This is a genomic window from Kribbella sp. NPDC004138 (genome assembly GCF_053603655.1).
Window position 1 is genome coordinate 146,450 of record NZ_JBSGFZ010000006.1, and the last position, 14,779, is coordinate 161,228.

A 14,779-nucleotide genomic window follows, 5' to 3' on the forward strand; every position below is an offset into this window, starting at 1 on the left:
GACTCACATGCCTGATCTCACCCTTCGCCGCCGTACCGTACTCGGCGGCATGCTCGGCGGAACGGCGCTCGTCGCGATCCCCACACCGACCTGGGCCGCCGGGTCCACCGACGAGCTCCGCCTCCGCTGGCAGACCCTGCTCACTGGCGGGCCGACCGTCGACCCGAGTGATCCGGACCTCGCGGTAGCGATCGCCCGCGTCGACCGCCTCGCCCAGTCCGCGCTCAGTACCCTCGACCGCTCGGCAGGCCGCACCACGCTCTGGCCGGACCTCGCGAGTACAACGCTTTCCAACCACGTCGCGTCGAACTTCCGCCGGATCAAGCAGATCGCGGTGGCCTGGGCCACCAACGGATCGGCGTACCAAGGAAACGCGTCCGTCGCCGACGACATCCGCGGTGCCCTCGACTGGATGTACACCAATCGCTACAGCCCCACACTCCCGCGCTACGACAACGACTACGACTGGGAGATCGGCGGTGCCTCCGCGTTCGCCGACACCCTGGTCCTGCTGTTCGACGCGATCCCGGCGGAAACCCGGACGAAGTACACGGCGGCGATCAACCACTACACGCCGGACCCGAACCTGTGGCGCGCCGACCGGCAGATCGCGACCGGCGCGAACCGGGTCTGGATCGCCACCGTGGTGGCCACCCGCGCGGTCCTCGACGGCGACACAGCCGCGCTGGTCCGCGTGCGCGACGCGATCAGCGACGTCGAGGGCAGTGGTGCGAACAGCGTGCTCGCGTTCAACGACGCGCCCGGCCGGGTCGACGGAACGGGCGAGGGTTTCTACAGCGACGGCTCGTTCCTGCAGCACTACAAGCACCCGTACAACGGCGGGTACGGCAAGGAACTGCTCGGAACGCTTTCCGCCCTGCTCTACCTGCTCGGCAGTACCGAGTGGACCGTGACCGATCCGGACCTCGAGAACATCTACGGCTGGGTGACCGACGCCTTCGACCCGTTGATGGTGCGCGGCGACCTGATGGGCTCGGTCTGCGGCCGGGAGATCGCCCGGCCCAGCAAGCAGAACCACGCCCCGACGCAGACGGTCGTCGAAGGCACGCTTCGCCTGATCCCGGCCGCGCCGGCCGACCGCGCCGCGCAGTTGGCCGCGCTCGTCAAGCAATGGATCACCGAAGACATTTTCCGGGATTTCCTGAAGGTCACGGATCCGGCCTCGCTGGTGGCGGCCCGGAACATCCTGGCGTCGCCGGCACCCGCCCGCGGCCCGCTCGTGCTGCACAAGCAGTACCCGCGGATGGACAAGGTCGCGCATCACCGGCCCTCGTTCACGATCGGGCTGAGCGCCTACTCGTCGCGGATCTACAACTACGAGTCGATCCAGACCGAGAACCTGCACGGCTGGCACCTGTCCGACGGCATGGTGCTGCTGTACGACGACGACCTCGGCCACTACTCGGGCGACTACTGGCCGACGGTCGACCCGTACCGGTTGCCAGGGACAACGGTCGACACCCGGCGACTGGCCGACTCCTACGGTTTCCGCAGCACCAGCGAGGCGGATTGGGTGGGTGGCGCCGCGGTTCCGAGACGGACGATCGGTGCCTACGGCATGGACCTGCGCGGGCACGGAACCAGCCTGCGGGCGCTGAAGAGCTGGTTCCTGATCGACGACGTGATGGTGTGCGTGGGCTCGGACGTCACCGGCGACGGCACGGTCGAGACGATCATCGAGAACCGCAAGCTGCGCACCGGGAACGAGACGTTCACGGCGGCACCCGGCTGGTGTCACCTCGACGGCACCGGGGGGTACGTTTTCCCGGACCGCACGCCGATCCGGACACTGCGCGAGAACCGGACCGCGACCTGGCGGGAGATCAACCTCAAGTACGGCACCGACACGCCCGTCAGCCGCCCGTACCAAACCGTGTGGTTTGCCCACGGCACGGCACCGGTCGCGCAGGGCTACTACTACGTGCAGCTGCCGACCGCGACGCTGGAGGCGACGAAGTCCTTCGCCGGCAAGCTTCCGGTGCAGAAACTGCGCGCCGACTCCACGGCGCATGCGATCCGGATGAGGAACGTCCTGGCGACCAACTTCTGGAGCGCCGGTACCGTCGCCGAACTGACCGCCGACGGACCAGCCTCCGTCGTGGTCGCCGGCGGCACGGTCGCGATCTCGGATCCGACGCAGACCCGTCCGTCGGTCACCGTCGACCTCGACACGCCGGATCTCCTGCTGACGAAGGCCGATCCGGGCGTCACAGTCACCCGCCGCGGCCGCGGTTGGCGCATCGTCGTCGACACCACCGGTCGCCACGGCAACGCCGCCACTGCCTGCTTCCACTGAAGTCCACTGAAAGGAAACGCTTCATGCTGGTCGACATGCCACTGGACCGGTTGCGCGAGTACCGGCCGGAGCCGGAGGAGCCTGCGGACTTCGACGCGTTCTGGAAGCAGACGCTCGACGACGCTGCCGGACGGCCGATCGACACCCGGTTCGCGCCGTACGACGCACGTCTTGCGACCGTCGAGGTCCAGGACGTGACGTTCAGCGGATGGGGCGGTCAGCCGGTCAAGGCGTGGCTGCTCCTGCCACGCCACCGCACCGGTCCGCTGCCCGCGGTCGTGCAGTACATCGGGTACAACGGCGGCCGGGGGATTCCGTACGAGTGGCTCACCTGGAGCGCGGCCGGATACGCGCACCTGATCATGGACAACCGCGGCCAGGGCGGCGGCGGAAAAACCGTTTCGGAAACTCCGGACATCGCGCCGGAAGGACACGGATCGTCGGCACCGGGTTTCCTGACCCGCGGAATCGAGGATCCGGCCAAGCACTACTACCGGCGGCTGATCACCGACGCGGTGCGCGCGGTCGATGCCGTGCGCAGCAGCCCGGACGTCGACGCCGACCGCGTCGCGGTGGTCGGTGGCAGCCAGGGCGGCGGGCTCGCGCTCGCGGTCGCCGGGCTGCGCGCGGACCTGTCCGCGGCGATCGCCGACGTACCGTTCCTGAGTCATTTCCGGCGCGCCTCGCAGATCACCGACAACGGGCCGTACGCCGAGATCGCGCGCTGGCTGAAGGGGCACCGGTTCGAGACCGAGACCGCGATCGGCACGTTGTCGTACTTCGACGCGGTGAACTTCGCCGCCCGTGCGACGTGCCCGGCGTGGTTCTCGGTCGCGCTGATGGACAACATCTGCCCGCCGTCCACGGTGTTCGCGGCCTACCACGCCTACGCGGGGCCGGCGCAGATCGAGGTGTTCACCTACAACGGTCACGAGGGCGGCGCCGAGTACGACCTGCCGCGCAAGCTCAATGCGCTCGCGGGCGCCTTCGGCCACGGTGCCTGAGCCGGAGCGCGCCCCACAGGAGCATGGCCGGTAGCCAGAGCAGCACCAACCAAGGAAGTCGCCACCAGCCGGACTCGCCGTCGAGTTCCGGCTGGGCGGCGGCGACCAGCGGCCGGGCAGACGTCGACCAGGCGAGAAACGCGTCCCCGATCGGCACCACACCGAACGCGTACCGCTTCGTCTTCAACCCGCTCAACGGCAACCCGACCAGCTCGCCCGTCCGCGCCAGCCGATCGGCGAGTGGGTCGTGGTGAATCCGGGCCGCGCCCAGCGCGACGACCGTCGCGGAAAGACTCATTCCGAACACCAGCGGCCCGGAGTCCACGTCCCCCTTGCCGCTGGTGCCCTCCGGGTACTCGCGGACTCCGAGACCGTTGACGAACTTGTCCTTGAAGCTCGCGTACTGCGTTCGCGCGAACGCCGGATCGATGTCGACCAGGAATCGCTGGATCATGGCCTGCGACGAGCCCCGCGCGCCGGAAACCTGCGGAACGACCTGATGCGGAAGCAACCCGGTCGCCGGATCCAGCCGGGTCTTCGCCGCCGTCACCCAGTTGCGCGCGGTCTGGTCGAAGCGCGGCGCGACCAGCGCGTCGTACAGCCGGAGCGAGGCGATCGCGACGACCGAGTCGACCGGCCAGGCCTGTCCCGGGTAGGCGGCCAGGAACGGCGTCTTCGCGGTCCGGAAAGCGGTGGCGATCTCGACCGAGTCGCTGCTGAACGCATCTCGCTCGGCGGCGTCGGAGTGGCCGAGCGCGATCAGGCCGCCGCGGAGCCAGTTCGTCCAGCCGGCGTAGAAGACGCCGTACCGTGGTTGCAGCGACGCGTCGAACGGAGCGGTCCCGTCCTCGGAGGCGATCCGGTCGAGCGCCCAGCGCACTTCCGCGGTCGCGTGGGCGGAGCGCGCCGGATCGTCGATGCCGACCTGGACCCAGCTGAGCCCGTACAGCGCGTTGAGGAAGAAGAAACCTTCCGGAAACTGTTTCTGCGCGGCCAGGTCCGCGCCGCCCTCGAGCTCGGCGCGCAGGAACGCCAACTGCTTCACCACACCCCGGGCAGGATCGGTCCACGGAAGCACCAGACGCGCGGTCCCCACCCCTGCCACCAGCGTGGCGACGACCGCCACACCGATCACCAGCTTGCGCAGCACCCGGCTCAATCTAGACGGTCGCCGGCAACCAACGGCAGTCGAACGGATGACCATCCGGAAACGGGACCACGCGACATGTCCGATGCCGTCACGTGCCGAGCGTCGACTCCCTGGTTATCAAGCGGGTGGGGAGGATGAGCTGTCCGCGGCGCGGTTCTCCGGCGATGACGTCGAGCAGCAGGTTGGCGGTCCGGCGACCGAGCTCCTCGAGCTCCATGTCGACGGTGGTCAGCGGCGGCCGGCTGGCCAGCGCCATCACCGACCAGTTGTCGAAGCCGGTGACCGCGATGTCGTCCGGCACCGAGCGGCCGAGCTCGCGCAGGCGGTCGCAGACGCCGCGGGCGATCTGGTCGCTGCCGCAGGTGATCGCCTCCACCGTCGGCTCGGCCCGGAGCAGCACGTCGACCGCGTGCCGTCCCCAGCGCTCGCTCCACTCGCCGTACAGCGGTTGGCCGACGAAGCCCGCCCGCGCGGCGCCCATCGTCGACGCGGCCCGGATCTGCGCGCTGAGATGCGACTCCGGACCGGTGACGTGAGCGATCCGCTCCCGGCCGAGGGACTGCAGGTGGCGCACGGCCGACGCGGCGCCGCCGTGGTCGTCGACGATCACCGACGTGTCGTCCGGATCGGTCGACGGGCTGAACGCGTACACCACCGGGATCGGTACGTCGATCGGCTCGCGCGCCTCGGTCCGGCGCCCGGTCACGATGATGCCGTCCACCCGGCGGGAGACCAGCGACTTCAGGTAGTGCTGCTCGCGGAGCGGGTCGTCACGGGTGTCGCAGAGCACGAGGGCCATCTCGCCGGCGCTCAACGCGTCCTCGGCGCCGAGCATGATCGGTATGCTGAACCGGCCCGAGCTGTCGGTCGTGATCAGGCCGACGGTGAAACTGCGCCCGGACGCGAGCGCGCGGCCGCGGCTGTCGGGGCGGAAACCGAGCTGGTCGGCAGCCCGGCGGACGCGCTCGCGAGTCTCCGCGCGGAGCTGCCCGGTGTCGTTCAGCGCCTTCGACGCCGTGCTCGCCGAGACACCGGCCAGCGCGGCCACGTCCTTGATCCCGGGCACGCGGATGATCCGTGACGCCATGCAGCAACTCCTTTCCGAGGTTTCCGGCACAGTACCGCACGGATCGCGACCGGCCCGGAGTTTATCCACAGGCAGGGGTTGACCTGGCGCGTTCGGCTCTCTACCTTCGTCCAGGAAAACGTGTTCCGGATTTTCCTAACTCAGGAGTCACGGTTGATGAGCTCTTCCCCGGAAACTGTCAGCACTTCCCGCACTCCGGCGGCCACCGCGAAGGGCCGCCGGCACCCCCTCGGACTCGGTCAGGTCGCGATCACCGGCGGCTTCTGGGCGCCGCGGCAGGCCCGCAACGGCGCGGACGCGATCCCCAGCGGCCAGGACCAGCTCGAGAAGGCCGGCAACCTGCACAACCTCCGCCTGGCCGCCGGTATCGGCGAGGGCGAGGCGATCGGCCCGGTGTTCGCCGACTCCGACGTCTACAAGTGGCTCGAAGCCGCCGCGTGGGAGTACGGGCGCAACCCCGACGACGGCCTGCTGCGGCGCATTCGTGAGCTGACCGCGGTCGTCGCGGCCGCACAGCGCGAGGACGGGTACCTCGACTCGGTCGTCCAGCTCCGCTACGGCGACGAGGGCCGTTACCAGCAACTCGTCTGGAGCCACGAGCACTACTGCGCCGGACACCTGATCCAGGCCGCCGTCGCGCAGGTCCGCTGCACCGGCGACCGGGCGCTGCTGGACGTCGCGACCAAGCTGGCCGACCACCTCGTCGCGACGTTCGGCGACGGCAAGACCGTCGACGTCGACGGTCACCCGGTCATCGAGATGGCCCTGGTCGAGCTTTATCGAGAAACCGGTACGGCGGCGTACCTGGACCTGGCCATGTGGTTCGTCGAGGCCCGCGGCCACGGGATCATCGAGCGGCACGGGCACTCGCCGGCGTACTTCTCCGACCGGGTCCCGGTCCGTGAGGCGACCAGCGTCGAGGGTCACTCGGTCCGCGCGGTCTACCTCGCCGCCGGTGCGGCCGACGTCGCGCTGGAGACCGGTGACGCCGAGCTGCTCGACGCTTTGAAGCGGCAGTTCGACCACATGTGGTCCACGAAGACCTACGTCACCGGCGGGCTGGGCGCGCGCTGGGAGGGCGAGGCGTTCGGCGACGAGTACGAGCTGCCGCCGGATCGTGCGTACGCGGAAACATGTGCGGCAATCGGCGGAATCCAGTGGGCCTGGCGGATGCTGCTCGCGACCGGCGAGGCGGCGTACGGCGACGCGATCGAGCGGATGCTGTACAACGGTTTCCTGGCCGGCGTGTCGCTGGGCGGTTCGGAGTACTTCTACGTCAACCCGTTGCAGCTGCGCGGCGCGGCGTACCCGGACACCGGCCGGAGCCCGGCGCACGGGCGGCGCGGCTGGTTCGACTGCGCGTGCTGCCCGCCGAACATCATGCGCACGCTGTCGAGTCTCGACGGCTACCTCGCGACCACCGGCGACGACGCGGTCCAGATCCACCAGTACGCCGCGGGCACGATCAAGGCCGGCGACGTGGAGCTGACCGTCGAGACGAACTACCCGTGGGACGGCGCGGTCCGCATCACCAGCGCGGCGCCGGCGGTGGTCGACCTCCGCATTCCGGCGTGGGCGGAAGGCGCCACCGTCAACGGCGAACGCGTCGAGCCCGGCACCTACGCTCGCGTCACGGCTGCGCAGATCGATCTCCAACTGCCACTGGAATCCAGGGTCGTCGGGGCGGATCCTCGGATCGACGCGGTGCGTGGTTGCGTCGCACTGGAGCGCGGTCCGCTGGTGTACGCCGTCGAGCAGGCGGACAACGAGGCGAACGTCGACGATCTGCATCTGGTACCCGAGGCGCCTGTTGCCGAGAGCACGAATCTCCTGGACGGAGTGACAGTGCTGAAGGCCAAGGGACGAGCAGGCACAGGTCATCGGCCCGGCTGGTCGTTCGGGGTCGGTGTCGAGGACTCGACCGGGGACGAGGTCGAGGTGACCGCGATCCCGTACTACGCGTGGGCGAACCGGGAGATCGGTGCCATGCGCGTCTGGCTGCCCAGGGCCTGACGTGTTCACCCGGCGGAAGTTCCTCGGCGTGTCGGCCGCTGCGGCGGCCGGCATGACGGGGGCCGGTCTGACGTCGAGCTGCAGCTCGGTCCTGCCCGCACCCGACGTCCAGGCGGCGGGTTTCGGGCAGGACGCCACCGGCACCGTGCAGGTGTGGTGCCGGGCGGCGACGCAGAGCGGCCTGACCGACCTGGTGAAGAAGTTCAACGCGTCGCAGGACCGGCTCACCGTCGAGCTGACACCGGTCCTGGACGCCCAGTACGTGACCAAGCTGGCGACCGCGATCCGCGGCCGGAGTGTGCCGGACCTGGTCGACATCGACGACATCAACTCGATGCTGTTCATCTACCGCGACGCGTTCACCGACCTCACCGAACCGCTCGCCGCCCTGGACTTCCGGGACAAACTCAGCCCGGGCCACCTGCGGCTGGCGACCAAGGACGACCGGGTGTACGGCGTTCCGTACCTCGCCGACAACTCGATGTTCTGGTTCAACACCGAGCTGTGCGACCGGGCCGGCGTCGACCCGGACCAGGCCGTCAAGTCGTTCGGAAACCTGCTCGACGCGGCACGGAAATTCCGGAAACTCGGCGACGACATCTACGCGTGGAGTTTCCCGGCGAACAGTCCGGGTGCCCTCGGGTTCGTCGTCCAGCCGATGGTGTGGGCGGCGGACACGGACCTGATCCAGGGCACGATCCCGGACCAGTCCGGACACATCGTCGGAAACGACGCGGTCACCCAGATGCTCGAGCTGCACCGGCAGCTGTGGGTCGACGGATTGGTGCCGAGGGCAAACTTCTCCGACGACGCGTCGCGCTGGGGCAGCGATTTCCGGGCCGGCAAGATCGGCATCTTCCCGTCGAACTACAGCGTGGTCGTCTCGGCGTCCGACAAGGCGTTCCACCAGAAGGTCACGCCGCGGCTGCTGTCCGGCCCCGACGGCGGCGCCGCATTCTTCGACGGCGGCGACAACATGTGCATCCCGCGCGGTGCCCGGAACGCGTCCGGCGCGTGGGAGTTCGTCCGGTTCGCGCTGGACCTGCCGCAGCAGATCGACCTGCCGGCCGGCGGCTACACACCGGTGCGGTCGGACGCCCCGACCCCGGAGTTCGCGGAGAAATACCCGTTGGCGACGCTGCCGCTGGAACGCATCCAGGAGGGATACGCGCCGACCACCCTGTCCTACAACCTCCTCTACAACCAGCCGGACGGGCCGTGGCTGCAGATGTTCCGCCGCGCCGTGTTCGACGGCGAGCTGGAGGCCGCCATGAGGGAAGCACAGCAGAACTACGACCGCATCCTCCGTCAGGGGCAAGCATGAGCACCGCGGTCAGAGGCGCCCGCCGGCTCGACTCCGGCTCGCGCAGAGCCGCCTCTGCCGGCCGCCGGGTCGGGCAGGGCTCGCTCACGCATCCGTCCCGGACCGGGCTGCTCCTGGTGAGTCCCGCCGTACTGTTCGTCGGCGTCTTCGTCCTGGTCCCGCTCGTGTTCGCGCTGGTGATCTCGCTGACCAACTGGCCGCTGATCGGCACCGTGAAGTTCAGTGGGCTGAAGAACTACACCGCGATCGTCTCCGACGCCGCGTTCGCCAAGTCCGTCCTCTACACGCTGCTCTACACGGTCATCGTGACCGGGCCGATCCTGGTGCTCGGCTACGCGCTCGCGGTCCTGGTCCGCCGGAAACGCCGCGGCTCGACGGTGTTGCGCACCGTCTTCTTCCTGCCGTTCGTCGTCGGACTGTCCACGCTCAGCTTCATGGCCGTCCTCGAGGCGCAGCCGGACAGCGGCGTGATCGACATCGTGCTCCGCGACCTCGGCATCACCGACGGTACGACGGCCTGGCTGGTGGACGGGCCGCTCGCGACCGGGCTGATCTGCGTGCTGGTGGTCTGGGCGGTCAGCGGGCTGACGATGATGCTGCTGATGGCCGGCATGCAGGCGATCCCGCGCGAGTACTACGAGTCGGCCGAGCTGGACGGCGCCGGCTGGTGGAAGCAGGAACGCGAGATCACGATCCCGATCCTGCGCCGGACGATCGCGATGGCCGTGATCATCTCGGTGATCGGCTCGCTGCTCGCGTTCTCGCAGTTCTACATCCTCACCCGCGGCGGTCCGGGAACCGACACCACGACGGTGGTCCAGTACATCTACAACCGGGCCTTCGTGCAGCTGCAGCTCGGTGCCGCGACCGCGCTGTCGATCGTGCTGGTGATCGTGGTCGGCCTGGTCACCGCGGCCCAGTTCCGCCTGCTCCGGGAGAAGGACTGACGATGCGACTCAAGAACACGTTTTACGTGATCGGCGGTGGCGGCGCGTTCCTGGTCTTCGCCGTACCGTTGCTGTGGGCCCTCTTCCGGTCCGTGCAGCCGAACGACGTGATCGTCGCGGCCCCGGACGGGAAAACGTTCTTCGACCTGACCTGGGACAACTTCCGGACGCTGATCGAAGGACCCGGAAACCTGGTCCGGGCAGTCGGGAACAGCCTGGTCGTCGCGATCAGCACCGCCGTCCTGACGGCCCTGCTCGCGACCCTCGCCGGGTACGGGTTCGCGCGGTTCCGGTTCCGCAGCGGGCCGGTGCTGTTCGCGCTCGTCGTGGTGTCGATGATGATCCCGTTCCAGGCGATCCTGACCCCGCTGTACCTGGAGATGAACGTCCTGCGGCTGACCGACAGCCTGCTCGGGCTGGTGCTGTTCTACACGACGGTGAACCTGCCGTTCGGGGTGTTCGTGATGCGCAACTCGTTCGCGTCGGTGCCGGTGGAGCTGGAGGACTCGGCGCACGTCGACGGGTGCGGAACGCTCCGCATGCTGGGTTCCGTCCTGCGGCCGCTCATCACGCCGGGCGCCGCGACGGTCGCGCTGTACGCGTTCCTCGCGGCCTGGACGGAATTCCTCGGTGCGCTCACGTTCCTCACCAAGGACGAGCTCTACACGCTGCCCGTCGCGCTGGTGAACGTCCAGGCCGGCGCGTACGGCGAGATCAACTTCGGGTCGCTGGTGGCCGGGTCGGTGATCGCGATGATCCCGTGCGTGGTGCTGTACGTAGGCCTGCAGCGGTTCTACGTCAGCGGCCTCGCATCAGGAGCCGTCAAAGGCTAGGCCGCTTCAAGGGCTGGGCCGGTTCAGAGGCTGGGGCGGTTCACAAGCTGGGGCGGATCTCGTGGTCGGCGTGGGCGGCGGCGTGCGCCTCGCCGACCTGGCGGCACAGGTCCATCAGGTCGGCCTCGTTCCGCACCTGCTGCTTGGCCTTCGGGCCCAGGTCGGTGATGTGGTCGCGGGCCCGCAGCAGCCGCCGGAACACGCGTTCCCGCTCCGCCGGGTCGTCGGTGTACTCCGGATCGAGGTACGCCGTCGCGTCCCGGCGGATGTGGGCCATCGCGGTCTGCGTCCGCCCGCGGGTGCTGAACAGCGACGCGAAGATCGTGATCAGCAGGACGGCCACGATCACCGCCAGCGAGAGACCGGTGCTGATCTCCACCACCTCGACGTGCTCGCCGCCGTTCACGAACGGCAGGTTGTTCTCGTGCAGCGCGTGCAGGATCAGCTTGGCGCCGATGAACGCCAGGATCGCCGCGAGCCCGAACGACAGGTAGATCAGCCGGTCCAGCAGCCCGTCGAGCAGGAAGAACAGCTGCCGGAGGCCGAGCAGGCTGAACGCGGTCGCCGTGAACACGACGAACACGTTCTGGGTCAGGCCGAAGATCGCCGGGATCGAGTCCAGCGCGAACATCAGGTCGGTGGCGCCGATGGCGACCATCACCAGCAGCATCGGTGTCAGCATCCGCCGGCCGCCGGACACGGTCGTCAGGCGGTCCCCGTCGTACTCCTCCGAGGTCCGGAACAGCCGGCGGCTGAGCCGGACCACCACGTTCTGCGCCTGGTGGGACTCCTCGGTTTCCGGCTTGAGCATGCTCCCGGCGGTCAGCAGGAGGGCGATCCCGAACACGTAGAACACCCAGGAAAACGTGTGCAGCAACGCCGAGCCGATGAAGATGAACCCGGCCCGCGCGATCAGGCTGACCACGATCCCGACCAGCAGGACCTTCTGCTGGTTCTCCCGGGGCACCCGGAAGCCGGTCATGATGATCAGGAACACGAACAGGTTGTCGACCGACAACGCTTTCTCGGTGATGTAGCCGGCGAAGTACTCCGACCCCATCGCGACGCCGCCGAACACCAGGGTGCCGAGGCCGAACAGCACCGCGATCCCGACGTACAGCGCGGACCAGATCGCGGCCTCGCGGATCGTCGGCACATGGGCCGACCGCACGTGGAAGAAGTAGTCGAACAGCAACAGGCCGACGATCGCGAGCAACGTCAGCACCCAGACCACCAGGGACACGGTCATGGGCCAACCCAACCACGCCGGGCCGCCGAGTCCAGCCTGCTCGATGAAAGTTGCCTAAAAGGCATCTTTGCTCTTTGAGCAAGTTCTGCTACGGTCGCTGTATGGCCGACGGGTTGCGGGAGCGGAAGAAGCAGGAGACGCGGATCGCGTTGAGCTGGGCCGCGGTCCGGCTCGCCGTCGAGCGCGGGTACGGCAACGTGCGGATCGAGGACATCGCCGCGGAGGCCGGCGTCTCGCTGCGGACGTTCCGCAACTACTTCGACAGCAAGGCCGACGCGATCGCCGCGCGCGAGGTCGACCGCAGCCTGCGGATCGCCGAGGAGCTCCGGGCGCGGCCGGCCGACGAGCCGCTGTGGGTGGCGGTCCGCGCGGCGATCGAGAAGCACTTCGCCCTCGGCGAGGAGGGCCACGGCGGCCGGCGGCCGCCGGACGAGCAGTGGCTCGCAGGGATTCGCCTGATGATGAGCGAGCCGGCCCTGCAGGGCGCGACCGCCCGCGCATACGCCCGCGCCGGTGACGAACTGGCGGCCGCGGTCGCCGACCGTACCGGGACCTCGGGGATGTATCCGCGGCTGGTCGCCGAGGTGATCGGAGCGACCCGGGGCGTCGTGATGGCGGAGTGGCTGCGCGCCGATCCGCCGCGCTCGATCGCCGAGCTGCTGTCGTCGGCGCTCGACCAGGTCGAAGCCGGCCTGCCCGTCCCCGAATAACTCATCGAACCACTCGACCCCGGCGGGTTGCCGGGGCGGACAGTCATGCCTGTGGAGGGATGTCATGGATGCCGAAGTCGTCATTGCCGGGGCCGGCCCGAACGGCCTGATGCTCGCGAGCGAGCTCCGGTTGGCCGGGGTCCGGCCGATCGTGCTGGAGAAACTGCCGGAACGCAGCACGGTTCCGCGCGCCAACGGCCTGGTGGGCCAGGTGGTCCGGATGCTCGACCGGCGCGGACTGTACGAGCGGCTGAGCGGTACGCCGGGGCCGCCTCGGCCCGCACCCGGTTTCGTGTTCGGTGCGATGCCGCTGCCGCTCGACAGGCTCGAGGAGAACCCGGTCTACCTGCTGCAGGTGCCGCAGGTGCGCATCGAGGAAGTGCTGCAGGAGCGCGCGCTCGAGCTCGGCGTCGAGATCCGCCGCGGCCACGAGCTGGCCGGATTCACCCAGGACGCGGACGGCGTCACAGTCACGCTGTCCGGCCCGGACGGCGAGTACCAGCTGCGGGCCGGCTATCTGGTCGGCGCCGACGGCGGGCACAGCCGGACGCGGAAACTCGCCGGAATCGACTTTCCCGGCGTGACCAACGACTCGATGGTGTCGCGGACCGGGAGCGCCGCGGTGCCGCCGGAGTACGTCGAGGACGGAGTGCTGAAGATCCCGGGGTACGGCGTGGTGCCGCCGTTCATGCATCAGCGGACGGAGCGCGGCCTGTTCGTGTGGGCGCCGTTCCCGAATCGGCTGCCGGCGATCAGCACCGGCGAGTGGGACGCCCCGCCTGACCGGGAGATGACCTTCGCGGAGCTGCAGGAGAGCGCGGACCGGGTGCTCGGCGTGCATCTGCCGTTGGCCGAACCAACAGGTGAGGGTGTCCGGCAGTTGCGCCGGGTGGTCGGCGGCAACAGTCGGCTGGCCTCGAGTTTCCGTTCCGGACGAGTGCTGCTGGTCGGCGACGCCGCGCATGTGCATTCCGCGATCGGCGGGCCGGGGCTGAACCTCGGGCTGCAGGACGCGGTCAACCTCGGCTGGAAGCTGGCGGCCGAGGTGCGGGGCTGGGCGCCGCCCGGGCTGCTCGACACGTACGAGTCCGAGCGCCGGCCGGTGGGGGAGCGCGTGGTCATGCAGACGCAGGCGCAGTCCGCCCTGATCGCGCCGGGCGCCGACGTGACCGCGTTGCGGAAACTGTTCGGCGAGTTCCTGACCGATCCGCGGAACGTGCAGCGCGTTGCAGACCTGATCTCTGGCGCCGACATCACGTACTCCGAGGGATCGCATCCGCTGGTCGGCCGGTGGGCGCCGGACTTGACGGTCGGGTCGATGCGGCTGGCCGAACTGATGCGGTCCGCACGCCCGCTCCTCGTCGACCTCACGCCCGACGGTGCGTTCGCCGGCCTCGCGGCGGATCCGGTGGAGGCGGTCACCGGCCGGAGCGAGACGCCGCTCGCCCTGCTGATCAGGCCGGACGGCTACGTCGCCTGGGCCGCCGACCGGGACGGCACCGCGGAACGCGACGGACTGCGTGACGCGATCGCGCAGTGGTTTCAGCCGCGCCCTTTGACCAGCGCGACCAGGTAGCGGCACCCCGACGTACCGGGGTTGTGGAAGGTCGTCGGAGACGGCGGGCCGAGTTGCAGGCAGTCCCCGATGTGCAGCTCGTGGATCTGCGATCCCTCGTGAAAACGAAGGATTCCGTCGAGGATCCACAGCTGCTGGTACTTGAAGATGTACGCGTCGGCCGGGTACGAGACCGATGCGCCGGGCGGCAGCTCGACCTCGACCAGCTCCAGGGGCCCTTCGGTCACCGGGGACACCGCGCGGCGGCGGTATCCGGTGACCGGGTCGGTCCAGACCGGCTGGTTCTCCGCTTTCCGCAGCAGGTCGCCCGTGTTCTCCGCGCGGGCGACCAGCTCGGACAACGTCATGCCGAGCGCTCCCGAGAGCTTCCCGAGCAGGACGGCGGTGGGCTGCGCCTCGCCCCGCTCGATCTTCCCGATCATCGCGCGGGAAACGCCGGACCGCTCAGCCAGCGCGTTCACCGACAGGTCCTGGGCGACCCGCGCTTGCTGCACGGTCGCGGCCAGGGATCGAGACAGTTCATCCATCACACTTGCCACTATAGCGACAGTTGTGGCTACTATCGTGTC

The 14,779-nt window shown here is 69.3% G+C and carries 12 protein-coding genes; 8 read left to right on the plus strand and 4 right to left on the minus strand.

Features of this window, described 5'->3' with window-relative positions; all coding sequences use genetic code 11:
- The first annotated feature begins 7 nt into the window (after positions 1-7).
- Both ACWEOO_RS10245 and ACWEOO_RS10250 read left to right on the plus strand, forming a co-directional pair.
- Positions 8-2,317, plus strand: coding sequence for a polysaccharide lyase 8 family protein (locus tag ACWEOO_RS10245; protein ID WP_452142709.1), 2,310 nt, complete (start codon positions 8-10; stop codon positions 2,315-2,317).
- A gap of 23 nt (positions 2,318-2,340) precedes the next feature.
- Entirely contained in the window at positions 2,341-3,321 is a 981-nt protein-coding gene (locus tag ACWEOO_RS10250; protein ID WP_452142710.1) for an acetylxylan esterase, read from the plus strand.
- Here ACWEOO_RS10250 and ACWEOO_RS10255 read toward each other — a convergent pair.
- Positions 3,284-4,471, minus strand: coding sequence for a hypothetical protein (locus tag ACWEOO_RS10255; RefSeq protein WP_452142711.1), 1,188 nt, complete (start codon positions 4,469-4,471; stop codon positions 3,284-3,286). The two genes, ACWEOO_RS10250 and ACWEOO_RS10255, sit on opposite strands and share 38 nt — an antisense overlap.
- An 88-nt stretch (positions 4,472-4,559) precedes the next feature.
- On the minus strand, positions 4,560-5,558 hold the full coding sequence (locus ACWEOO_RS10260) for a LacI family DNA-binding transcriptional regulator (RefSeq protein WP_359939664.1): 999 nt from the start codon (positions 5,556-5,558) through the stop codon (positions 4,560-4,562).
- Positions 5,559-5,714: 156 nt separating this feature from the next.
- Here ACWEOO_RS10260 and ACWEOO_RS10265 point away from each other — a divergent pair, with 156 nt between their 5' ends.
- Genes ACWEOO_RS10265 through ACWEOO_RS10280 form a run of 4 tightly spaced genes read left to right on the plus strand, consistent with a single transcriptional unit; the run spans position 5,715 to position 10,675 of the window.
- Positions 5,715-7,571 (plus strand): glycoside hydrolase family 127 protein, encoded by a 1,857-nt coding sequence (locus ACWEOO_RS10265; RefSeq protein ID WP_452142712.1) that lies wholly within the window; start codon positions 5,715-5,717, stop codon positions 7,569-7,571.
- Between the two features lies 1 nt (position 7,572).
- Positions 7,573-8,895: an extracellular solute-binding protein gene (locus ACWEOO_RS10270; RefSeq protein ID WP_452142713.1), complete on the plus strand. Its 1,323-nt coding sequence runs from the start codon at positions 7,573-7,575 to the stop codon at positions 8,893-8,895.
- The gene (locus tag ACWEOO_RS10275; protein ID WP_452142714.1) at positions 8,892-9,842 is read left to right on the plus strand and encodes a carbohydrate ABC transporter permease; all 951 of its coding nucleotides are present in this window, start codon (positions 8,892-8,894) and stop codon (positions 9,840-9,842) included. The genes ACWEOO_RS10270 and ACWEOO_RS10275 overlap by 4 nt, the downstream gene beginning before the upstream one ends.
- 2 nt (positions 9,843-9,844) lie before the next feature.
- On the plus strand, positions 9,845-10,675 hold the full coding sequence (locus ACWEOO_RS10280; RefSeq protein ID WP_452142715.1) for a carbohydrate ABC transporter permease: 831 nt from the start codon (positions 9,845-9,847) through the stop codon (positions 10,673-10,675).
- A 40-nt stretch (positions 10,676-10,715) separates the two neighbouring features.
- Here ACWEOO_RS10280 and ACWEOO_RS10285 read toward each other — a convergent pair whose 3' ends face one another.
- Positions 10,716-11,924, minus strand: coding sequence for a TerC family protein (locus tag ACWEOO_RS10285; RefSeq protein WP_452142716.1), 1,209 nt, complete (start codon positions 11,922-11,924; stop codon positions 10,716-10,718).
- A 101-nt stretch (positions 11,925-12,025) separates the two neighbouring features.
- Here ACWEOO_RS10285 and ACWEOO_RS10290 point away from each other — a divergent pair, with 101 nt between their 5' ends.
- Together ACWEOO_RS10290 and ACWEOO_RS10295 are read left to right on the plus strand one after the other, a co-directional pair.
- Entirely contained in the window at positions 12,026-12,634 is a 609-nt protein-coding gene (locus tag ACWEOO_RS10290; RefSeq protein ID WP_355699386.1) for an acyl-CoA-like ligand-binding transcription factor, read from the plus strand.
- A 64-nt stretch (positions 12,635-12,698) separates the two neighbouring features.
- Complete coding sequence (locus tag ACWEOO_RS10295; protein ID WP_452142717.1) at positions 12,699-14,210, plus strand: FAD-dependent monooxygenase; 1,512 nt, start codon at positions 12,699-12,701, stop codon at positions 14,208-14,210.
- Here the strand turns inward: ACWEOO_RS10295 and ACWEOO_RS10300 are convergent.
- Positions 14,177-14,737, minus strand: coding sequence for a helix-turn-helix domain-containing protein (locus ACWEOO_RS10300; protein ID WP_452142827.1), 561 nt, complete (start codon positions 14,735-14,737; stop codon positions 14,177-14,179). The two genes, ACWEOO_RS10295 and ACWEOO_RS10300, sit on opposite strands and share 34 nt — an antisense overlap.
- Positions 14,738-14,779: the final 42 nt, after the last annotated feature.